This is a genomic window from Thermoanaerobaculia bacterium, assembly GCA_018057705.1.
In the GTDB taxonomy this organism is placed as follows: domain Bacteria; phylum Acidobacteriota; class Thermoanaerobaculia; order Multivoradales; family JAGPDF01; genus JAGPDF01.
On record JAGPDF010000042.1, the window covers coordinates 20,411 to 41,783 of the forward strand.

At 66.8% G+C, this 21,373-nt stretch carries 16 protein-coding genes and 1 pseudogene; 16 read left to right on the top strand and 1 reads right to left on the bottom strand.

Annotation, left to right across the window (positions count from 1 at the left end; translation table 11 throughout):
- Positions 1-20: 20 nt before the first annotated feature.
- From KBI44_13570 to KBI44_13585, 4 genes are all read left to right on the top strand, one after another.
- Positions 21-1,187, top strand: a complete 1,167-nt coding sequence (locus tag KBI44_13570; GenBank protein ID MBP9145510.1) for a GAF domain-containing protein — start codon at positions 21-23, stop codon at positions 1,185-1,187.
- Between the two features lie 3 nt (positions 1,188-1,190).
- The gene (locus KBI44_13575) at positions 1,191-1,970 is read left to right on the top strand and encodes a 3',5'-cyclic-nucleotide phosphodiesterase (GenBank protein ID MBP9145511.1); all 780 of its coding nucleotides are present in this window, start codon (positions 1,191-1,193) and stop codon (positions 1,968-1,970) included.
- A 59-nt stretch (positions 1,971-2,029) separates the two neighbouring features.
- On the top strand, positions 2,030-2,512 hold the full coding sequence (locus KBI44_13580) for a nucleotidyl transferase AbiEii/AbiGii toxin family protein (GenBank protein MBP9145512.1): 483 nt from the start codon (positions 2,030-2,032) through the stop codon (positions 2,510-2,512).
- Positions 2,513-2,755: 243 nt separating this feature from the next.
- Positions 2,756-6,364 (top strand): DEAD/DEAH box helicase, encoded by a 3,609-nt coding sequence (locus KBI44_13585; GenBank protein MBP9145513.1) that lies wholly within the window; start codon positions 2,756-2,758, stop codon positions 6,362-6,364.
- 15 nt (positions 6,365-6,379) lie between these two features.
- Here KBI44_13585 and KBI44_13590 read toward each other — a convergent pair whose 3' ends face one another.
- Positions 6,380-6,964 (bottom strand): sigma-70 family RNA polymerase sigma factor, encoded by a 585-nt coding sequence (locus KBI44_13590; GenBank protein ID MBP9145514.1) that lies wholly within the window; start codon positions 6,962-6,964, stop codon positions 6,380-6,382.
- Between the two features lie 137 nt (positions 6,965-7,101).
- Between KBI44_13590 and KBI44_13595 the strand changes: the two genes are divergently transcribed.
- The 12 genes and pseudogenes from KBI44_13595 to KBI44_13650 form a co-directional block, all read left to right on the top strand.
- Positions 7,102-8,892: a hypothetical protein gene (locus KBI44_13595; protein ID MBP9145515.1), complete on the top strand. Its 1,791-nt coding sequence runs from the start codon at positions 7,102-7,104 to the stop codon at positions 8,890-8,892.
- Between the two features lie 341 nt (positions 8,893-9,233).
- Positions 9,234-10,316: a DUF2235 domain-containing protein gene (locus KBI44_13600; GenBank protein MBP9145516.1), complete on the top strand. Its 1,083-nt coding sequence runs from the start codon at positions 9,234-9,236 to the stop codon at positions 10,314-10,316.
- Between the two features lie 176 nt (positions 10,317-10,492).
- Complete coding sequence (locus tag KBI44_13605) at positions 10,493-11,416, top strand: hypothetical protein (protein ID MBP9145517.1); 924 nt, start codon at positions 10,493-10,495, stop codon at positions 11,414-11,416.
- Between the two features lie 520 nt (positions 11,417-11,936).
- Positions 11,937-13,340, top strand: coding sequence for a hypothetical protein (locus KBI44_13610; protein MBP9145518.1), 1,404 nt, complete (start codon positions 11,937-11,939; stop codon positions 13,338-13,340).
- 44 nt (positions 13,341-13,384) lie between these two features.
- Positions 13,385-13,516, top strand: a pseudogene (locus KBI44_13615) (DUF3387 domain-containing protein).
- 234 nt (positions 13,517-13,750) lie between these two features.
- A complete protein-coding gene (locus tag KBI44_13620) occupies positions 13,751-13,894 on the top strand; it encodes a hypothetical protein (protein ID MBP9145519.1) in 144 nt (47 codons plus the stop codon).
- 112 nt (positions 13,895-14,006) lie between these two features.
- The gene (locus tag KBI44_13625; GenBank protein ID MBP9145520.1) at positions 14,007-14,345 is read left to right on the top strand and encodes a helix-turn-helix domain-containing protein; all 339 of its coding nucleotides are present in this window, start codon (positions 14,007-14,009) and stop codon (positions 14,343-14,345) included.
- Entirely contained in the window at positions 14,338-15,555 is a 1,218-nt protein-coding gene (locus tag KBI44_13630; protein MBP9145521.1) for a type II toxin-antitoxin system HipA family toxin, read from the top strand. The genes KBI44_13625 and KBI44_13630 overlap by 8 nt, the downstream gene beginning before the upstream one ends.
- Before the next feature lie 238 nt (positions 15,556-15,793).
- Entirely contained in the window at positions 15,794-16,816 is a 1,023-nt protein-coding gene (locus tag KBI44_13635; protein MBP9145522.1) for a hypothetical protein, read from the top strand.
- Positions 16,806-18,335, top strand: coding sequence for a hypothetical protein (locus KBI44_13640; protein MBP9145523.1), 1,530 nt, complete (start codon positions 16,806-16,808; stop codon positions 18,333-18,335). Before KBI44_13635 ends, KBI44_13640 begins: the two co-directional genes overlap by 11 nt.
- A gap of 124 nt (positions 18,336-18,459) precedes the next feature.
- Entirely contained in the window at positions 18,460-20,484 is a 2,025-nt protein-coding gene (locus KBI44_13645; GenBank protein ID MBP9145524.1) for a hypothetical protein, read from the top strand.
- Positions 20,485-20,586: 102 nt separating this feature from the next.
- A partial coding sequence (locus KBI44_13650; protein MBP9145525.1) for an FG-GAP repeat protein occupies positions 20,587-21,373 on the top strand: 787 nt, incomplete at its 3' end.

The following is a 21,373-nucleotide window of genomic DNA, read 5'->3' on the forward strand; positions in this document are numbered from 1 at the left end:
GGCGGGGCGCGCGAGCATCGATGAGTCCCGAACCTTCGGTCGATCTGGAGCGCCGCGTCAGGGAGCAGGAGGCACTGCTCGAGATCGGTCTCGAGCTCGCCGCCACGCTCGACCTGCGTCGCGTGCTCTCTCTCGCTCTGACCAAGGCCGAGGAGTTCTGCCGGGCCGAGACGAGCTCGATCTGGGAGGTCGACGAGGCGGCGGGCGACCTCTTCTTCCGTGTCGTTCGCGGGCGCGCCGCGCCGGAGATCGAGAATCTCCGCATCCCCATCGGGCAGGGAATCGTCGGCGCCGTGGCGGCCAGCGGGCGCGTCGAGACGATCAACGACGTCGCGAGCGACCCCCGCTGGCGCGGCGACGCCAGCGAGCAGTTCGACACCCGGGCGATTCTCGCGGTGCCGCTCACCGCTCGCGGCAAGGTCATCGGCGTCCTGCAGCTCCTCAATCCGGTCGGCAAGGAGGCGTTTTCCGCGGGCGACGTCCGCCGCATGCAGCTCTTCGCCGGCCCGCTCGCCCATGCGCTCGAGAACGCCCGTCTCTACGCGGCGCAGCAGCGCCTGTTCGTCGAAACCGTGACGGCGCTGGCCGAGGCCGTCGAGAAGCGCGATCCCTACACCGGCGGGCATCTGCGCCGGGTGGTCGCTTACTCGCTGCTGCTCGGGCGCGAGCTCGGCCTCGACTCCGAGGCGCTCGAGGGCCTCGCGCTCGGTGCGACGCTGCACGACATCGGGAAGATCGGTGTTCCCGACCAGGTTCTGCTCAAGCCCGGGAAGCTCGACGACGAGGAAGCGGCGGCGATGCGCCGCCACCCGGAGGACGGCGCCGAGATCGTGTCGCGCATCGAATCGCTCGCCGGGATCCTGCCGATCGTGCGCAGCCATCACGAGAGGATCGATGGCCACGGTTACCCCGACGGCCTCGCGGGCGAGGCGATTCCGCTCGCGGCGCGAATCGTCGCCGTGGCGGACACGTTCGACGCCATGACCACCAGCCGCCCCTACCGCCAGGCGTTGGCGTACGACATCGCCGCCCAGGAGATCGTCAGGCATGCCGGCGTTCAGCACTGCTCGACCGTCGTCTCGGTTTTCGAGCGTCTTTTCACCGCCGGCCGCTTTCGCGTCGAGGCGGGAGAGCTGTTGGCTCGTACCTTGTCGGAGAAAATCGAGCAAGAGTACAATGACTGGTAAGCGATGAAAGTAGAGATTCTCGGAAGTTACGGCGGTGAGAGTATCGACTGCCGCATGACCTGTCTGCTGCTCAACGATTCGATCGCGCTCGATGCGGGCTCGCTCTCGCAGAGCCTGCCGATCGAGCGCCAGCGCCTCGTGCACTCGATCGTGCTGACTCATTCCCACATGGATCACACGTCGTCGTTGCCTTTCTTCATCGAGAACGTCTTCGGCAAGCTCCGCGAGGCGGTGGACATCTATGCCTCGCCGGCGACGATCTACGCGCTGCGCCGACACCTGTTCAACAACGACACCTGGCCCGACTTCACCCGGCTCCCCAACCATCTGCTGCCGGTGATCCGCTTCCACGAGCTGCAGGACGAGGTGCCGATCGTCATCGGAGAGGTCGGGGGCAGCGGCGGCGTGCGTCTCACTCCGATCCCGGTGAACCACGTCGTTCCGACCTACGGTTTCCTCATCGAGAGCGACGGCGCGAGCTTCCTCTGGTCGAGCGACACCGGACCGACGCAGCGCCTCTGGGAGATCGCCAACCGCGCGAAGAACCTGCGCGGAATCTGGATCGACTGCAGCTTCGACAACGCGATGCAGGGGATCGCCGACGTCTCGGGCCACTTGACGCCGGCGACGGTGGGTCTCGAGTTGAAGAAGCTCGAGCACCGCGTGCCCATCCTCCTGCACCACCTGAAGCCGCCCTGCATCGAACAGATCCAGCGGGAAGTCTCCGCTCTCGGCAACTCCGACATCGGCTTCCTCGAGCAGGGCCGGACCTACGAGATCTGAGGCCGGCCGCGTCGACTGGAAGCGCTCGAGCCCGGATCGCCGGGTGCTAGCATTCGGGTGTGCTCGCGCCTCTGGATGCAGCGATTCTCCGCCAGCTGTTCGAGGCCCTGAACCGGGAGAGAGTGGAGTACGTCCTGGTGGGAGGTCTGGCGCTCCTCGTGCACGGGCTAGGCAGGACGACAGAGGATATCGACCTCTTTGTCGCGCCGGGTGAGGAGAACACCGGGCGAGTCCGCTCAGCGCTCAACGCGGTCTTTGACGATCCGGAGATTGCCGGCATTACGGCTCGGGACCTCTCGGGAGAGTACGGCGTCGTGCGTTACGGACCGCCGGCACACGAATTCCTGATCGACCTCCTCGTACGAATCGGCGAGATGTTCCACTATCGCGATCTGGAGTGGGAAGTGAAGGACTTCGATGGCGTTCCGGTGCGGGTGGCGACTCCCTTGACGCTCTTTCGTATGAAGCGAGGAACCGCGCGCGAGCTCGATCGCGCCGATGCGGAGCAGCTCCGCCGCAGGTTCTCGCTGGACGAGAACTGAAATGCCTGTCAAGAGATTTCGGGATCTGGACGAGGCGAGGCGGGAGCTCGAGGCGGGTCCGCGAGCCAGTGTGGCCACTTTTCTCGCGCTGAGCGATTTCGCGCGACGCGTTCGCCGGGCAGGCAGAGGGATCGAGGCGCGGCCTTCGACGCGCGGCGTTCATCGTTTTCGGTCGCTCGACGAAGCCCAAGAGGACCGCCTCCGCTCGTCGACGTAGCCGATGCCGCCCTCTCCTACCCTCGAATGACCGGAGTCCCACAATCTCTGGAGCGCCTCGTCCCGGCGGAGATCCGCAGGCGGGGAGAGGACTATGTCGCGCGCAAGACGGTCCGGCTCGTGCGGGCCGAAGCGGGCTCCGTCACGGCGGAGGTGCGCGGCACGTACCTGTACACGGTCGAGCTCCGGCAGCGTCACGGCCGCGCCTACTACTCCTGCAGCTGCCCCTACTTCGATCGCGAGGTCGAAGTCTGCAAGCACATCTGGGCGGTGGTCGCGACGGTGTCTTCGCGACTGGGGCTCGAGAGCTGGCCGGCGCGCAAGGACGATTGGTATGCCAGCCTCGAGCTCGCCGCCGGCGACTTCGATCGCGAAGGCCCCGGAGCGGATGCCTCCGCCACCGGCGAGGATTCGTTCTCGCGGCTCGCGAGGCCCTCCACCCACCTGCCGGCATCGGCGGTATCGGAGCCAGCGGCGGCATCGGCGGCATCGGAGCCAGCGGCCAGCGGCGAGGGTCCGGTCCGCCCGGCGAAGAGCTGGCGGACCGAGCTCGCCCGCATCGGCGTGCTCACCCGCCATCATCTCCACCCTTCCGCCGAGGGACCCGCCGCTTCGGCACGCGAGCTTCTCTACGTACTGCGCCGGCCGCCGACCGCGGGCGGTCGCTGCCTCCGGCTGACCTGCGAGGTGCGCTCTCCCGGCAAGGACGGAGAGTGGGGAAAGCGGACGCACCTGCGGATCGAACGCCATCTCATCCCTGCGCTGCCGGAGATCGCCGACCGGGAGATTCTCGGGCTTCTGGCCGGAGTGCAGGCTGCCGACACCTATGGTGGCGGTTTCGACTCCTGGCGGCGCGAGCTCCTGCCGCACTCCTTCGACCTCGAGCCGTTTCAGGTCGCGGCGCTGTTTCCGGCCCTGTGCGCGACGGAGCGGCTGCGGGCCGAGATCGTGGGCGCCGACGGCGCGAGACAGCTCGGGCCCGCGATCGCCTGGCGGCCGGAGGCGTGGCGGCTGCGTCTGCGCCTCGAGCGGAGCTCTCTCGCCCGCGAAGCCCCGGCGTCCCCAGCGTCCCCAGGGTCCCCGGCGTCCCCTGAGTCCGACGCCGCCTTCTCCTCCTCCGCGACCTCCACCGGCCCTGCGAATTCTGACGTAGCCGATTTCAGCCTCACCTCCGAGCTCTGGCAAGGGGAGCGGCGGGTCGAGCCTGAGGATCGTCTGCTCTGGATCCTGCCCGGCGGGACGCTCGTCGCCGCCTCGTGGGCCTCGCCGTTCGACGACGGCGGAACCCCGGAGTGGCTGGCGCTCGCGGCTCCGGGTGGCAGTCTCACCGTGCCCGCGGACGAGGTCGACGCCTGGCTCGAGGCGGTGCATCGCCTGGCGCGGGTGCCGGAGCTCGCGTTGCCGCCCGAGCTCGCGCTCGCCGAAGTGGAGGCCGTGGCGCGCCCCCGGCTCTCGATCTCGGCGCCCGAGGCGCTGCAGCCCTGGGGCCAGCGCAGGGCCGTGCGGCTCCAGCTCTCGTTCGCCTACGGCGACGAGCGGCTCGACGCCGGGGATGCTCGCACCTGGATCCTCGATCTCGTCGCGAGGCGCCGGACGCGCCGAAACGACAGCGCCGAAGCCGCCGCCGCTGCCCGCCTGTTCGCGCTCGGGGCGCGTTCGATTCCCTCCTATCGCGGCGCGGGCGAGACCCGCCTGGAGCTCTCCCCTGCGGCGGTACCCAATGTCGTGCGGCAGCTCCTCCTGGAGGGCTGGGAGGTCGAAGCCGAGAGCCGGGCGTTCAAGTCTCCCGGAAAGGCCTCGTTCAGCCTCTCGAGCGGCCTCGACTGGTTCGAGCTCGAAGGCGGCATCGAGTTCGGCGACGAGCGGGTACCGCTGCCGAAGCTCCTCCAGGCGATGCGGGCCGGCAAGGGCATGGTCGAGCTCGGCGACGGCAGCTACGGACTCCTGCCCGAGGCCTGGCTGGTGAACAACGCCCTCATGGGAGATGTCGGCGAGGTCGAAGGGGCGACGGTGCGCCTCTCGCGGCCGCAGGCGATGTTCGTGGACGCCTGGCTGCAGGGCGACGCTCTCGCCGAGGTCGTAGCCGACCCGCCCTTCGAGCGCTGGCGCCGCGAGCTCGCCGCCTTCTCCGGCATCGAACCGGTCGATCCGCCGAAGGGATTTCGCGGCGAGCTCCGCGGCTATCAGCGTGAAGGTCTCGGCTGGATGCTGTTCCTCGAACGCTTCGGCTTCGGCGGCTGCCTCGCCGACGACATGGGGCTCGGCAAGACCGTGCAGATTCTCGCCCTGCTCGCCGGCCGGCGGGCGCGCCGCTCCCGGCAGGCGTCAGGGTCCGCCGGCTCAGCTGGCTCGGCTGGCTCGGTCGCCTCGGCTGGTTCTAGTGGCGCGCGAGCCGTCGCGGGTCGGATGCCATCGCTCATCGTCGTGCCGCGTTCGCTGCTCTATAACTGGCGCGAAGAGGCGGCGCGCTTCGCCCCGCGCCTCGCGATCCTCGAGCTCCACGGCGCCGAACGGCGCTGCGATCCGGCGACTCTCGCGGAGTTCGACGTCGTCCTCACCACCTACGGCACGCTCAAGCGCGACGTCGACCGGCTCGCGGCGATCGAGTTCGACTACTGCATCCTCGACGAAGCGCAGGCGATCAAGAATTCGAACACCGCCGGCGCGCGCGCCGTGCGCCGCCTGCGGGCGCGGCATCGGCTGGTCGCGACCGGCACGCCGGTCGAGAACCACCTCGGCGAGCTCTGGAGCCTCTTCGAGTTCCTGAATCCGGGGCTCCTCGGACGGCTCTCGAACTTCCGCGCCACGAGCGGCGTGGCCCGGAAGATTCCACCGGAGACCCGCGAGCGGCTGGCGATCGCCCTGCGGCCGTTCCTGCTGCGGCGCACCAAGCAGCAGGTCGCGCCGGAGCTGCCGGCGAAGACCGAGCAGACGGTGCTCTGCGAGCTCGACGGGACGCAGCGCAAGCTCTACGACGAGCTGCGCGATCACTATCGCCGGAGCCTCGCCGCGAAGGTCGCCCGTCAGGGCTGGGCGAAGAGCAAGATCCACGTCCTCGAAGCGCTCCTGCGGTTGCGCCAGGCCGCCTGTCACCCAGGACTTCTCGACCCGCGCCGCGAGAGCGACGAGAGCGCCAAGTTCGAAGCGCTCCTGCCGCGTCTCGAGGAGATCCTCGAGGAGGGCAGCAAGGCGCTGGTCTTCTCGCAGTTCACGAGCCTGCTGGCGCTCCTGAAGAAGCGGCTCGACGCCAAGGGCTGGGTCTACGAGTACCTGGACGGCGCGACCACCGACCGGCAGGCGCGGGTGGAGCGCTTCCAGACGGACCCCGCCTGCCCGCTTTTCCTCGTCAGCTTGAAGGCCGGCGGCCTCGGGTTGAACCTGACCGCCGCGGAGTACGTCTTTCTCCTCGACCCGTGGTGGAACCCGGCGGTCGAAGCGCAGGCGATCGACCGCGCCCACCGCATCGGCCAGCGCCTGCCGGTCTTCGCGTATCGCCTGATCGCCAAGGACACGGTCGAGCAGAAGATCCTCGAGCTCCAGGCCGAAAAGCGCGAGCTCGCCGACGCTCTCCTCGGCGGCGACGAGCGCCCCCTCGCCGGCCTCACCCGCGACGACTTCGAGCTGCTGCTGGGGTAGGCCAGCAACACCCGCTTACCCGCTGCCGCCGGCCGGCTTGCGACCCATGGCGCGCGCCAGACGAAGCGCGGCGCGGCGGGTCGCGACCCGGGCGGAATCGGCCGAGGCGCGTTTCGTCACCAGCGCCAGCTCTTCGAATGACAGACCCAGCTCCACCCGCCCGACGAGCAGCGTCTGGTCGTCGTCGCCGAGGCTCAAAAGCGCCGTGCGATAGTGCCGGTGGCTTTCGGAGTCGATCGCCTCTTCGAGCGGCGAGGCGCGCGGGTCGGCCGGATCGGTGAGCCGGTTCGCTACCTCGCCGTGGCTCGCGCGGCGGACTTCGTCGGCGATGCGATTGCGAATGGCGATGGCTAAGTACTTGGCGAGCGCCTGCGGATCGACGGTGTCGATATGCCCGAGGTTGCGCAACACTCCGACGATCGCCTCCTGCACGACGTCGCCGGTGTCCATCCGGCGCCGGGCGTAGCTCGGCAGGCGACCGTGGGTCCAGCGCTGGAAGAACGGCAGGAGCGTCGCGATGACCCGTTCGACCGCGGCGAAACGGCTGGGCGCCTCCTCGCGCCCGGCCGCGGCCGGGCCGATCCCTGCACCCTCACGCATGGCTGACCTCCAGGAAATCGGGCGGAGTGTATGCCACAGATGTGACGCCAGCGCCGCGCCTCCGATTTCCTTCCCCGAGCTGTTCGGTTTCCCCCCGCCGTTCGTTGTACACGGGCAGGAAGCGATCGGGAGACCGCATGTCCGAAGAGCCGACGACGAACGGCGCAGGAACGGCCGCGCCTGCGCAGCTGCAAGGCCGGCTCTTCGCGATGCCGGCGGCCGGCGCACCACCCGGTCTTCCGGCAAGTCTTCCGGAGTGCGCGGCGGCGGATTCCGGCGTCGCCCATGCCGCCGACACCGGCCGCTTCGGCCCGCCGTGGGCGGGGGTCTGTATTTCCGGCGGCGGCTCGCGTTCGCTTTCGGCGGCGATGGGGGAGCTCCGCGGCTTGGCCGCGCTCGGCGTCCTGCCGCAGATCGGCTGGCTGTCGACGGTCTCGGGCGGCACCTGGGCCGGTACGCTCTACAACTGGGCGCCGGGCATCTACTCCGACGCCGAGCTCCTCGGGCCGCTCGAGCTCGACCCCGCCGCGCTGCGCTGGGATTCGGGCGGCGACGTCGACGATCTCGGCGTGCTCGATCCGCACGCCATCGGTTCAGCGGCGACGCGCCTCGGTCTCGAGGAGATGTTGGCGAAGGCGATCGAGCTCTACCACCGGGGCGTGCCGGTGTCGGAGCTCTGGCCGCGGGCGATCGGCGAGCTGGTGCTCGAACCGTTCGACCTCGGCGACACGCCGCAGCGCTACTTCACCTGGACGAAAAGCTGGCTCGAGCGCCGCATCCTCGCCGACAACCCGGCGCTCCGCGCCAGCGACTTCCTGCTCACCCGGCCGGACCGCCCCTACCTCATCACCAACTCGACACTCTTCTATCCGCCGAACCCACCGGCATCGCTCGAGCCGCCAGTGCGCCCCGCCGGCGCCGGTGGCCCGCGGAACGCCTGGGAGGTCGGCTACGACTTCGAGACCACGCCGATTTCGGCCGGCATCCCGCCCGCCTTCCCGAACGCCGGCGCGCCCAACCCCGGCCAGCCGGGGAGCTCGGACCTCGGCGGCGGCTGGATCGACCCGTTCACGATGGGCAGCATCGCCCCCTCGACGGTCTCGCCCGAAGGCCGCTTCCGCGTGCCGACACCGCCCAACCGCTTCCGTTTCTCGGACGCCGCAGGCCTCTCGAGCGTCGCCTTCGTCTACGACCTCCTCGACCTCGCCCACCAACGCGGCATCCACTTCCTCGACGACATGGTGCCCGAGACCACCTGCTGGCCGGTCTACCGCGCTGCCCAACTCCCCAGGAACGCCGCCCGCCCCTACCTCTTCGGCGACGGCGGCAACCTCGAGAACCAGGGAATCATGGCGCTCCTGCGCCGGAGGCTGAAGAAGGTCCTCGCCTTCGTCAACACCGAGACGCAACTCTCGATGAGCGGCAACGAAGTCATCGTCGACTCCGACCTCCCCCCCCTCTTCGGCCTCGAGTGGAGCAGCGCCGCCGGCGCCTACGTCGCCATCTCTCCCGACTCCCCCTTCCGCAACAACCAAGTCTTCGACCGCGCCACCTTCGACGACCTCCGCCGCCAACTCTGGAACCGCGCCCAACTCGGCGCCACCGCAATGGCTGTGCAGAAGAACGTCCCCGTGCTAGCGAACGCCCACTTCGGCATCCAAGCCGGCACCACCGACCTCCTCTGGATCTACCTCCACCCCGTCAACGCCTGGCGCCAACAACTCCACGACACCGTGAAGATCGCCATGGACCTCGAACCCCTCGACTACGGGATGTTCCCGAATTACTACACGGTGGATCAGCTGCATCTCAATGCACGGCAGGTGAACCTGCTGGCGCATCTGACGAGTTGGAATGTGGCTAGCGAGGAGGAGGTGAGTGGGTTTCCGAGCAACGCGGAGGTGGTGAGGGGTTTTGTAGGGGAGTGAGGCCCCTTAGGTTGTCGAAGGTGGCGAGTGAAAAGAGCTTGGAGACTCAGATCGAGCGACACCACCTCTATGCGCTTCGGGTTGTGGCGCCGCTCGATCCCAGTAAGAAGTTACTGAGAGCCAATAGCGGCTCTCAAGGACTAGTTCCAACCAGAGGACGCTCGACAATGACTCGTTGCCTTGCGAAGCACTTCGCTCATCGGCCTGGAACTAGTTGGTTAGTCGCTGTTCTCGCAGCGAGCTTCGGTCTGTTCGGCTGCTCGCTCCACACTGAGCCAAGGCTCGCAGCGGTTCGACAGGCGTCAGCCGGAACTGAGCCGTCTCCCCCTAGGGCTCTCTTTGTGTTCTTAGACGGTACCGCGAACAGCGGACTCGCCAAGGATGAGAGATCGTCGACCAACGTCTGGAGGTTGTACAAGAAGGTCAAAGAGGAAGCGCCCGAGGGTTCGAGAGCGTTCTATGTGGAGGGCGTAGGAAACGCCCGCAATCCGTTGACCGGGATGATCCTCGGCAAGGGAATGGAGAAGCGAATCAAGCTTGGGTACGAGTTCCTGGCGCGGAACTACCGTCCAGGGGACAGTATCTACATCTTTGGATTCAGCCGGGGTTCGCATCAAGCGCGAGCTTTGGCGGGGCTCATCTCCTACGCCGGCCTTCCAGTGGGCATCGACGCGCGGACCGCTCGAGTTCGTCACAAGATGAACGCCGTAGTCGAAGTCGCCAAACGCCATTCGGACGCCGATTTTGTATCGAAGTGGGCGTCGTGGAAGGAGGGGAGCGTCCCGTTCCTTGCCGCGGAAATCGAGTCGGAGGCTGGGCTGAAGGTACAGCCTGCCACAATCGAGCTGCTCGGCGTTTGGGACACCGTGCCCGGCTCCCTCCTCAAGAACTTCGGCGAGTGTTCGGAGCTTCCAGACTCGAAAGCTGGAGATCGCTACAAGTCGGGATCGTATCCACCGATCCGCCAGATTGCGCACGCTGTTTCGCGAGACGAGAAGCGGAACAGATTTGCGCTGCTGCGGGTCTGTGACGCGATCGACCCGTCGCGCACAGAAATCAAGGAAACCTGGTTCCCAGGAGCCCACTCGGACGTCGGAGGCGGCTACGACGATTCCAAGCGAGGAGTTGGCGGCCCTGCGCTTTCCAACGCGCCCTTCAACTGGATGACATCGGTTCTCGCCGCCCACGAATTTCTCGGCATAACTGCGAGTCACCTGCCAGAGGATCCGAAGGCGCTCGCGCACTGGCCGGTGGGGAGCCGCCTCTACAAAGCGATAGCCAAGTGCGTAGACCGAGCAGAGCCTGCCGAGCATGCAAGACACGAAAGTGTTCAAGCTCGAGAGTCCCTCCCGAGCGCTCCGATCCTCGTGCGTGATCAGGTTCTCGAAACGAAGTACCCCGCCAAGTGTCAAGACTTAGATTGAACTGGGCCAATGCAACGGGAGACTCTTGCGAGCTGGTCGGATCGATAGAGGCACGTCAACGTAGGTTCTCAGCGACGATGCCGCCGCAAGCCGGTGAAACGGGACCCGCATCGTTCCCGGGCAAAGACGGCAACACAACGCCTGAAGGGCATCATCTCGCTACTAGGGGGCGACTCATGTTTGGAAAGACAACTGCAAAGCCGGAAGCGGCGTCGAATCGGTACTGGACTGGCTCCTCGCCTAAGCGAATAGCGCTGACATGGCCTCTTGGTGCCCTTCTGGGCGCCCTGCTTGTCCCCGCTGTCTCGTTCGCCCAAGCGAAGCTGAAGATCGGAGATCGCGAAGAAGTCCTGTCGGGGCCGGCGGACCAGATAGCGCCCCGCGATATCGAGAAATACATCGAAGCGCCGCTAGCGTCAACGGGTTTGGCCGCCGGCGTGAGCCTGTTTGAGGGGCGCGCCTATCGAGCGCTTTCCGTCGAGTGGGAGAAGGGGACTACTGTGACGATTCAGCTCTTCGGGCGAATGAAGGAGGAGGTGAACGGAAAAACCGAATTCGTAGTGAAGAACTGCGGGCGCCTCACTGCTGCCGAGACTTCATGGACGTTAGGTCCTGATGACCTGGTTTGCAATGGCAACTACATCGACAAGTCGGCGCTTATCGAGTTTCGATTCGAAGATGGGAGCGGAAGTGCGAGGTTCGCCTACGTGCGGATCTTCAACCGGAGATTCCCTGTGGCGGGCTCGGACGCGGGCATCGTCCTGACCCTCACCGAGAGATTGAAGGCGGGCGACGACTCTGACGATGGATTCACTGCGACGAACGGCATCTCCGTCTATTACGCCGTCTCTCGATTGAAGTCCCAACGTTTCCGCGGCATCGTCCACGTTTCGGCGCTCGATCAGCTCAAGGATGAGAAGGACCTGGAGGTCGGTCTAGGCGCGGGCTTCCTTTTCAAGAGCAATGGCTTCATGGACACCAATACCGGGCTCAGCTTGGCTGGCGGCATCGGGTACAACTTGATGATCCCGAAGTCTAACGAGCGCTGGTATTGGTTCGTTGGCCTAGGCACCAACTTTGACTTGGGTAAGAAGGACTAGCTGCTCGACGTGCAGGGCACTTGGAAGCGAGGCGGTTGCAGCCACGACGTTGCGAGCTAGGTGCCTCCGGTAGTAGGAGAAGAAGCTCGCTGTTTGAGGCCTCAGGCCACCAGGAAGACGGGAGTCGCGCTGCGCGACTGTGGCTAGTTCTTGGGCTATGGAGTGCCGCGCGAGTCGAGGAACGAGCAGAGAGGGAGTAGAGGACATGAGCTCGACTGGACGGCGTGGAGCTTGTGGGCTGGTGCTGATGCTCCTGTTCATATGCGCTGTGCCGCACGGGCTGTGGGGGCCGCTAGCCTAGTGAGATCGCTTGGGAATAGTCCGGGCCGGTTTGCCGACGCGAGGAACTGGTCGGGCGCTTCCCAGCTGATGGCTGGCCGGCAAGAGTCCTTCTAGTCATTGGCGAGGGGTTGGTGGGAGGAAGCCTTGCGAAGCCCGCCAGGAAATGGGGGCCTGCTGGCGATCCGATGGGTTCCATCCAATCTCGAAGTAGCGCAACTGCGACTGATAGGAGAGCCAAGTGAACAAGCGCCTCCGCAACAGAGTAACAGTCCTGATTGCATGCGCAGGTCTGCTCGCAGGCGCTGGCCAGGCAGATGCTTGGGACCGGCGTGTTCACTACGAGCTGACACTTTGGCTCGCCAAGAAGGCGGGATTCAAGGAGGCCGAAGCGGCTGCAGTTGCAAGCGGAGCGCAGAGCTATGACGACAGCGCGCACACCTCTGCCGTGGCGTCGATGGTCTGGGTGATGCTAACGGGCGACCAAGTTGCGGCCGGGGAGATCAGGAAGAGGCACTTCCCAAGCAATAGCCACTTGCCTGCGCCGCCTGAGGTCCGAGTCGTCGTGGCGAACAGCTCCGCTGCTCGCTACGAAATCGACAACGCAGTAAGGGTAAGGGATGCTCGCGACGCTGCGTTCCTGCTGGGCCAAGCTGCGCATCCGCTTCAGGACTCTTGGTCCCACGCCGGCGAGCCGGATATTCCACTGAGGCCATTTCCTCAGATCAGACGGTCGATGGGCTTCGGGCATCCGAGGGCTCGAGGAGGCTGGCGGCACCACTTCGCAGACCTAGCTCACGAGCACGCTTGCGAAGTTCAGAAGGTAGCGGAAGAAACCTATGCCTACCTGTTGGAGTTTCTCAGGAACAACCCTACCTACCAAGGCACTAGACCTGCGCGTTGGAAGGAACTAGAGGCGGCGGTCTTGGAGTTCGCGAACGCGAAGGATAAGAGCTCCAGAGACGTTTGGAGCTCAAAGTACGATCCACCTTCCGCGTCGTCCGGCCCCTCCGGCCTTTCGCCAGCGCCAAGCGGTCCAGAACCTGGAGGGGGCGACCCTTGGGTGCTAGATCCGCCCGGGCGTCCAAACGGGAATGAACCCCCGCGCGAGTTGGTGGAGCAAGCGCAGGCGTTCGTAAGGGCCTGGATCGGAGAGAGGAATATCGCCGCCGCGGCCCAATTCGTCGACAACGCGCTTCTCGCGAGCGAGCTCGAGAAGCTAGAAGAGCGCGACAGCGGAGGTTTGCTGACTGGCGCGGACGCCTTCTCCTGGACCAAGAGGTTTCTTACCTCCTATCTGATTGCTGACCACGCCGCCGTGGATGCCGCTGGGCATCTAGACATCTCAGCTCCGGGTTACAAGAGCCTTCCAGAAAGCGTCGAATCGGCGCGCGGGGTCTTTGCCACGTCGCGAGAGCCTGGCTGGCGCGCGCCGACGATCTGTACGAACAGCTTCGTGCGCATCCAGCGATACGAAGCCCTCGAGGCTAACCTAGTGACGAGTGCGGGAGACGAAGGCACCCAGGCGCGGGTCTACGCGATGGCCCTCCAGTTCCCGGACCAACCATTCGACGCCGTCGTGGTGATCTGGGGTCTACGCGATGGCCGGTGGATCATCGAGCGCCTGTTTGGAGTAGTCGCCTAGGCCCTCGTCTTCAATCGGAAGCGAGGCGAAAAGTGCCGGCCCACGTGCGGGCGCAGCTAAGGGTGCTGGTGAAGCGGATCCTAAGAGAGTACGGCTATCCGCCCGACAAGCAGGAGAAGGCGACGCAGACCGTGCTGGAGCAGGCGGAGGTGTTGAGCGGGGAGTGGGCGGCCTAGAACGGTCCGAGGCGCTGCCGTCTGCCCGAAGTTCTGAGCGGGCTCGAAACTAGGAAGCGCTTCGCTCTCTTCTTGTGCGGAGTCGTCTTCGTGGCCTCACCCGCCGCGGCGCGCAAGGCCATCCGCGACGCCCGCAAAGCCACGAGCAACCTCCTCGGCACGGCGGAGCTGCTGATGACCTACCTCTAGAACGGCGCCAGTTTCACCTGCGACTTTGGCGACATCGAAGAGCGGTTGTTCATCAGCATGGAGTCGGCGCTGGACGAGCTGGCGGACCTGTTGCACGGCGATGCGCGGGGGCTCTATCCGCTGTTTTTGGGCCGGTTGGCGAGCCTTGCGCAGAGGACGACGGGCATCGGCTGGGGCTTTCACCACTGAAGCCCATAGCGTTCCTGGAGAGCTTCCGGCCGCACTGCGCCGTCGTTGGACTGTTCCAGCGGATGTATTCGTATGGCAATACAAAAGAATCTATTTGTATTATTCTGTTGATATGTCCGGGAGATCCACTGGACGCACCAGCCTCACGGCTCCGGCCCTCAGTGCGCTCGCGCAGCTTGGGGCGGACTTGGCGCTGGCGCGGGCTCGGCGCTCGTTCAGCCTGCGGGATGCCGCCGCGCGGCTGTTCGTGAGCGTCAACACGCTGCGGAGCCTCGAAGCGGGCAAGCCTGGGGTGGGGCTCGGCGTGCTGGCCAGCGCGCTCATGCTGTACGGGATGCTCGATCGTCTGCGCACGCTTGCCGATCCCGCGGAGGACTCGGTGGGCCTGAGCCTCGATCGGCGGCGACTCCTGCTACGCGGTCGGGCCCGGGAGAACACTTTCGATGTCTGACCGGGCGTTCGTCTTCGGCTACTTGCCGGGAGCGGCCGCGCCCGAGCTGCTCGGGCAGGTCATCGTCTTCGAGACCGGCAACTCGGGGTTCTGCCGATTCAAGTACGCGCCGTCCTGGCTGGCACAAGCGAAGGCCTTTGCGGTCGACCCCGACTTGCTGCCCCTCGACGAGCGCGAGTTCGAGTCGCAACCCGGGTGGGAGGTGTTCAGTGCGTTGCGTGACGCCGCTCCCGACTTCTGGGGGCGCAAGGTCCTCGAGCGCCAGCTGGGGCGCATCGGCCTCACCGAGCTCGAGTTCCTGCTCGCGACCGGCGATCAGCGCACGGGAGCGCTCGCCTTCTCGAACGAACGCACGTTCGTCGGCGGCTCGAGCGCTCCGAGCTCGCACCGCCTTGCGGAGCTCATGGACGCCGCCCTTCGCCTCGAGCGCGACGAGCCCATCCCGCCTGATCTGCTCACGCTGCTGGGCGAAGGGTCCGGGAGCCTCGGCGGCATGCGGCCCAAGGCGACCGTCGAGCGCGACGGCGATCTCTGGGTGGCGAAGTTCCCGGCCAAGGACGATCGCCACGCGATCACACGCTGGGAACACGCCACCCTGAGCCTCGCGGCTCGCTGCGGGATTCGAGTGCCTCAGCACGAGTTGGTCGAGGTCGGCGGGCGGGCGGTATTGATGACGCGGCGCTTCGACCGCCGCACACAGCGTGAGGGGTTCGCCCGTGCGCACCTCTTGAGCGGATTGACCCTGCTCGGGCTGCACGAACGCGACTACGGCGACGGGAGCTATGCCGACCTCGCGGCGTGGATCCGCCGCCACGGCGCGATGCCTCGGGAAGATGCACGCGAGCTGTTCCTGAGGATGGTCTTCAACATCGTCGTCGGGAACACCGATGACCACCTGCGCAACCACGCGGTCGTGGACGCAGGCGACGGCTTTCGCCTCTCGCCGGCGTTCGACCTGGTGCCCCAGGTCGCGACGGGCACCCGCCGCAGCCAAGCGATCGGTGTCGGCGACCATGGGCGGGATGCGACGCTCGAGAACGCGACCACGCACGCCGGGCAGTTCGGGCTCGACGGCGCCGAGGCGCAGGCGGTCATCCGCAATCTGTGTCTTGCCATCGCGCAGGGCTGGAACGAGGATTTCATCGCTGCGGGCGTCGCCGGGCCGGAGCTCGTCGCGATCGAACGGCTGTTGCGTCCCTACCTTCCCTAGATAGCCGCTGCGCTCTCTCCCGCCGCCGCGGGCGCGAAAAAGTCGCCGATTCGCGACCGGTTTTCCCCCTTCATTCGTGTATACCTGAAAGGGACCACTCCTTCGTGGCCCCGGGGAGGGGCCTTGACCTGGATCACCTCGGCGGCGGCCAAGACGAACCTCCAGGAGGCGCTCATCGTCCTGGGGCTGGGCGAAGAGCCCGATCGACCAGCGGCCATCAGGATTCCGGCGCTACGCCATGTGTGACCTGCGGTTCGCTTTGGAATGCCTGCGAACCTGGCTCTTGACGGCCCTGCTGGTCGCCCTCTCGGGCTGCGCGAGCGGCGCGGGGGGCAGGCACACGCGGCCGCATGCTGCGCGCGACACTGCCATTCCAAAGCTCGAGTCCCGGCCGCCGATGGTGGCCCGGGACGAGGTCGCCATGGCGTTCCCGGACGAGGCGGGTGGCGTCGACAGTCCGCCGGACGAGCGGGTCGAGGAGATCGTCGTGACGGGGGCGCGGCGGGAGACCACCGCCTCGCCAGAGCTTGGGGCGACGGCGGGGCCACCGCCTGCCGCTGCGGTGGACGGCTCGGCGGACGAGCGGGCGGGGCTGCTTACGGAGGTGGACCGGATTCTGGCGGGGCTGCCACTGGGGAACGCGGCGTTTGGGGTGCCGCCGCAGATGAAGGTGGGGGAGCGGACGACGGCGCGGTTGCGGCTTTCTTTGCAGGAGAGTGCGGCGACGCTGGCGGCGGAGATTGGGCGGCTTTCGCCGGATGCGGCGGCGGTGCTGTCGGACCCGGTGCGGGTGCATACGGTGATGTTGGCGCGGCTCGATGGGACTTCGGGGCTCGAGATCCGGCTGCTCGGGGGGCAGGAGGAGCGGACGCTCGACTCGGCGGCGACGGAGGAGTGGGTGTGGGAGGTCACCGCGGTCCAGCCCGGCGCCGAGAGCGTGCATCTCGAGCTCTTCGCGGTCATCGAGGTGCAGGGGGAGCAGCGGAAGAACCTGCGGCGGAGCTGGGACGCGGTCGTTGCGGTCGAGGTGCCACCGCTGCCGCCGGTTCTGCCGGCGTCGAAGTGGTCGGCGCTGCTCGCCTGGGTGGGGAAGAACTTTCAGTGGTTGTGGGCGGCGATTCTCGTGCCGCTCGGGGGGCTCGCCTATCGCACGTACCAGGCGCGGCGGCGCAAGGAGCCGCCGCCTGGGTTCACGGAGATCAAGGAAGCCAGCAAGGAATCCACCAGGGAAGCCACGGAGGTCACCGACCATGCCGATTGAAGCGCCGTTCTATCCGATCGTCTATATCCGCGGTTACGCCATGAGCATGTCGGAGATCGAGGACACGGTCGCCGACCCGTACATGGGTTTCAACCTCGGCTCGACGAAGATCCGTCAGCGCTGGGACAAGAAGATCGTCAAGTACTTCTTCGAGTCGCCGCTCATCCGCCTGATGAAGGAGCACGGCTACGTCGACATCTACGACGACGGCGACGAAAGGAGCGCCGTCGGCGCCAAAGACGGCAAGAGCATCTGGATCTTCCGCTACTACGAGGAGTCCTCCGGCGACCTCGGCACCGGCAAGGTCCAGGACATCGAGTTCTTCGCCCGGCGCCTGGGGGAGCTCGTCGAGCGCATGCGCGATGAGCTTTGTGGGACGCTGGCGGGGGCGGCCGGGCCGTCCGGATCGACCGACGCAATCCGCAAGGCGCGCAAGGCCTTCAAGATCCACCTCGTCGCCCACTCGATGGGCGGGTTGATCGCGCGCTGCTACCTGCAGAACATCGCCGCCGGCAAGGAGACGCCGGTCGACCGGGTCTTCACCTACGGCACGCCGCACGGGGGCATCGACCTGCGCGGCCTGGGGAACATCCCGAGCTTCGTCAAGTTCAACGAGATCGATACCTTCAGCGAGAGCCGCATGCGCGGCTATCTCAAGATTCCGAAGAGCAAGCCCGTCACCTCGCTGAACGGCGCCTTCGACGAGAGCCGCTTCTTCTGCCTCGTGGGCACCGACTACAAGGACTACGACGCCGCCAAGGGTCTCGCTCAGCGGGCGGTCGGCCCGATGAGCGACGGCCTGGTGATGATCCAGAACGCCGCGGTCGACGGCGCGCCCAGGGCCTTCGTGCACCGCGCCCATTCCGGGCACTACGGCATCGTCAACTCGGAGGAGGGCTACCAGAACCTGAAGCGCTTCCTCTTCGGCAACGTGCGCGTCGAGGCGCTGCTCGAGATCACGGAGCTCTCCCTGCCACCGAATGTCCAGAAGCAGGTCGATGCGGGCAAGAAGGTCAAGGCGTCGTATCACGCCGAGGTCGTGGCGCGAGTGCGCGGCAAGCGCTGGGCGCTCCACCGGCGGACGGTCGACGAGGAGTCGGCGATCTTCATCCCGTTCGAGAAGGTGAAGGCGCAAGACCCCGTCCACCTGGCGAGCGCCTTCTTGATGCGCTCCGAACGGGTCGACAAATCCGCCGCGGGGCTCGGCTTCAGCCTCGACCTGGGCGTCGTCGTCCCGGAGTACGAGATCGACGGCGCCCTCTTCCTGAAGCAGCACTTCGAGGGCGGCTATCTCTATCGCGAAAAGATCAACCTCGAGATCTTCTGGGAAAACGACGAGCCGAGGCTGCGCTACGGTTTCGACAGCAAACAACCCAACCAGACCAGCCGCAGCGCCACGGTCGCGAAGATCGAGGAGAACGGCGGCTTCGTCGGCTACGAGTTCCGCATCCCGGTCGCCCAGAACACCAGGCCCGGAATGAAGGGGACCCTCATCCTGAGGTCGTTCGGCTGGGGTTAGCGCGGATGGCGACACCTCGTCACGAAAGCTGGCAGAAGGTTCGGGCTGGCGTGACCGGTTCGCCGCTCTCGTTCGTGTATACCTGAGGGAGGGGCCCGTTCCTCACCGGGCCCGGGGAGAAGCCATGGGAAAGATCGTTTCGGCGCGGGCGTGGGCGAACAACGAGGTGGCGTATGTGGCCTGGGACATCGACGACATGATCGTCGGGTGTCTGGGATTCGAGGTCACGCGGGTCTACCTGAATGCCGACGGGACGGTGGCGAGGCGGCCGGACGGCACGGAGTATCGCGTCTCCTGCGCCTCGTGGGTCGCCTTCAAGGGGCAGAGAAACCCCCTCTGGCTGCCGCAGGACACGGGCGTATGGCCGGTGCAGAAGATGGCCTGGCGCGACCTCACTCTGCGCAAGAAGCGCGACGGCATGACCCGGCGGCCGGACGAGGTGCGGGTGCGCTACGAGATCCGGCCGGTCGGCGACCTGGCACCGGGCCTGCCGGCAGTGCCGCCCAACGGCAAGGAGCTGCAGTGGGTGGCGAAACGCGACGCGGACGGGAACCGCGTCCTCAAGGCGGATGGGAGGCCCGCTTGGGAGAAGGTGCGCGCCTACGTGGGGCCGGCGCGGCCGCTCGCCTACCTGGCGCCGGCGTTCGCCACCAACGAGGTCGTCGTCTCCGCACAGCGGGGGGCCTTCCGCTCGACCTTTACCAACGGCATCCTCGCGGCGCAGTGGCTGTCGAACGTCCTCAACGAGGACGGGGTGATCGAGAAGAACGAGCTCATGGAGAAGATCGCCGACCCGGACGATCCGCACCGCAAGTACCTCGCCGGGGACGTCCTGCCGATGCTGCACGATCTCTTCGCGCGCCCGGGGGAGTTCTACCTCGCCCTCTACGAGCTCGAGGACGAGGAGCTCGAGGCGCTGCTGGTCGCGAATGCGGCGCGCCTCCACGTCATCCTCGCCAACACCGGCCCCGGCACGGGCGCCAACAAGGCGAGGTGGGACCTGCGCAACAAGGCGGCACGCAAGCGTCTCATCGACGCCGGGGTCGACCTCCAGCACCGGATGTTCAACAACTCGACCCATATCGGCCACAACAAGTTCGTCGTCCACGTGCCGCCGGCGGCTCCAGGTCATCCTGCGGGGGCTCCGGCGGCCCCCCGTTCCGTCTTCACCGGCAGCACCAACTGGACCTCGACCGGCGTCGCCGGCCAGACCAACAACGCCCTGTGGATCGAGGACGACGCCGTCGCCGGAGCCTTTCTCGACTACTGGCATCGTCTCGCCGCCGATCCGCAGAAGCTGCCGCAGCCGTTCAGCCGGCCGATGAAGGACAACCAGCAGGGCAAGCCCTTCCGGACCTCGAACGAAGCGGCGACGGAGGTCGCCCTGGCGAACGGAGCGACCGTGCGCCTCTGGTTCTCGCCCAACCGCCCCGAGCGTCGCAAGCCAACCTCCAAGACCAAGCCGACACCGGTTCCGCCGGACCTCGTCGAGGTCTACCGCCGGATGCGCCAGGCGAAGGAGGCGATCCTCTTCCTGGCCTTCTATCCGGGACAGTCGGGGAAAGACTGCATCATCGGCGAGGCGATCGACATCGGCCTGCAGGACCCGGAGCTGCTCGTCACGGGAGCGGTCTCCTCCCCGCAGGCGATGCCCAACTACGTCGCGACGAAGAAGGACGACGACGGCGTGATCGAGGTGGAGGGCGAGTCGCCGACCACCTTCGACAACGGCAACGTCGCGATCGTGCGCGCGGCACGGATCGACGAGAAGGAGCTGCTCGGGGATCTGGGCGTCGAGCAGCTCACCGCCAAGGGGGGCATCGGCGCGATCATCCACGACAAGGTCGTGGTCATCGACCCGCGGTCGCCCGACTGCACCGTGATCCTCGGCAGCCACAATCTGGGCTTCAAGGCCTCGTACTCGAATGACGAGAACCTGGTGATCGTCACCGGCGATGCCGGGCTCGCGGCCGCCTACGCCGTCCACATCCTCGACGTCTACGACCACTACCGCTTCCGCGCCATCACCGCCGAACAGAAGAAGAAGGGCAAGCCCACCTGGGAGGGCTACCTCGCCACCACCGACCCGTGGCAGAAAGGGTACGTCGAGCGAAGGAAGGGCGCCTTGATGCGCTACTTCGCCGGCTAGGGTGCCCGGAGGGGGCTGGCCCATGGCCCCTTTTCCGCTGCTTTGCGCGCAGTGGGATGAAACGAGCCCTCCAACTTCCGGGCTCGGACAGGAGTGGGGACGATGGGCACCCGGCACGGCGGACTCTGCGGCTCGGCTTGCGGACTGTTGACGATTCTCCTGGCGGCGGCGAGCGGCGCCCCGCTCGCCGCCGAGCTCTACGGCCTGCGTTCTCAGGAGCTCCAGGACGGCTTCGAGGGTGCGATCGAGGGCTTCGCCTTCGAAAACGATGCCCTGGGCCGGGCCTTCGCCGTGGGTGACTTCAACTGCGACGGCCGGGACGATCTGGCGATCCACGACAACGAGTCGATCACCGACGATCAGGAGGGGGCCGTCCACGTCCTCTACTCGAACGCCGATGGACTCCCGGGAACCGATCAGGTCTGGAAAGACTTCAATGCTGCGGACGGCAGCAACGACCGCGAGCTCCTCGACCTCTTCGGCTGGGCGCTCGCGGCGGGGAACTTCGACGGCAACAGCTTCGGCGGCCACGGCTGCGACGACCTGGCGATCGGCATCCCGGGGGAGGACGTGGCCGGAGCCGCCGACGCCGGCGGGGTCCTCGTCCTCTACGGGTTTCCGATCTCCGGCCTGGCCGCCACTTCGAGCCCCGGAGCGTGGCGCTGGACCCTGGGGGCCGGCGGAATCGGGGGAACGCCTGCCGCAGGCGACAATCTGGGCGCTGCGCTTTCGTCGGGCGACTTCGACAACGACGGCCGGGACGATCTCGCGATCGGCATCCCGTCGGCGGACGAGGGCGGGACTCCCAACGTCGGCAAGGTGCTCGTGATGTACGGCACCACGGCGACCGGTCTCGCTCCTGCCGATCACCGGATCTTCTCGCAGAACT

Excerpts from the sequence above, each read along its gene's own strand:
- KBI44_13570 (MBP9145510.1), top strand. The coding sequence starts at position 21 with ATGAGTCCCGAACCTTCGGTCGATCTGGAGCGCCGCGTCAGGGAGCAG.
- KBI44_13575 (MBP9145511.1), top strand. The coding sequence starts at position 1,191 with ATGAAAGTAGAGATTCTCGGAAGTTACGGCGGTGAGAGTATCGACTGC.
- KBI44_13585 (MBP9145513.1), top strand. The coding sequence starts at position 2,756 with ATGACCGGAGTCCCACAATCTCTGGAGCGCCTCGTCCCGGCGGAGATC.
- KBI44_13590 (MBP9145514.1), bottom strand. The coding sequence starts at position 6,964 with ATGCGTGAGGGTGCAGGGATCGGCCCGGCCGCGGCCGGGCGCGAGGAG.
- KBI44_13595 (MBP9145515.1), top strand. The coding sequence starts at position 7,102 with ATGTCCGAAGAGCCGACGACGAACGGCGCAGGAACGGCCGCGCCTGCG.
- KBI44_13605 (MBP9145517.1), top strand. The coding sequence starts at position 10,493 with ATGTTTGGAAAGACAACTGCAAAGCCGGAAGCGGCGTCGAATCGGTAC.
- KBI44_13625 (MBP9145520.1), top strand. The coding sequence starts at position 14,007 with ATGTCCGGGAGATCCACTGGACGCACCAGCCTCACGGCTCCGGCCCTC.
- KBI44_13630 (MBP9145521.1), top strand. The coding sequence starts at position 14,338 with ATGTCTGACCGGGCGTTCGTCTTCGGCTACTTGCCGGGAGCGGCCGCG.
- KBI44_13635 (MBP9145522.1), top strand. The coding sequence starts at position 15,794 with ATGTGTGACCTGCGGTTCGCTTTGGAATGCCTGCGAACCTGGCTCTTG.
- KBI44_13640 (MBP9145523.1), top strand. The coding sequence starts at position 16,806 with ATGCCGATTGAAGCGCCGTTCTATCCGATCGTCTATATCCGCGGTTAC.
- KBI44_13645 (MBP9145524.1), top strand. The coding sequence starts at position 18,460 with ATGGGAAAGATCGTTTCGGCGCGGGCGTGGGCGAACAACGAGGTGGCG.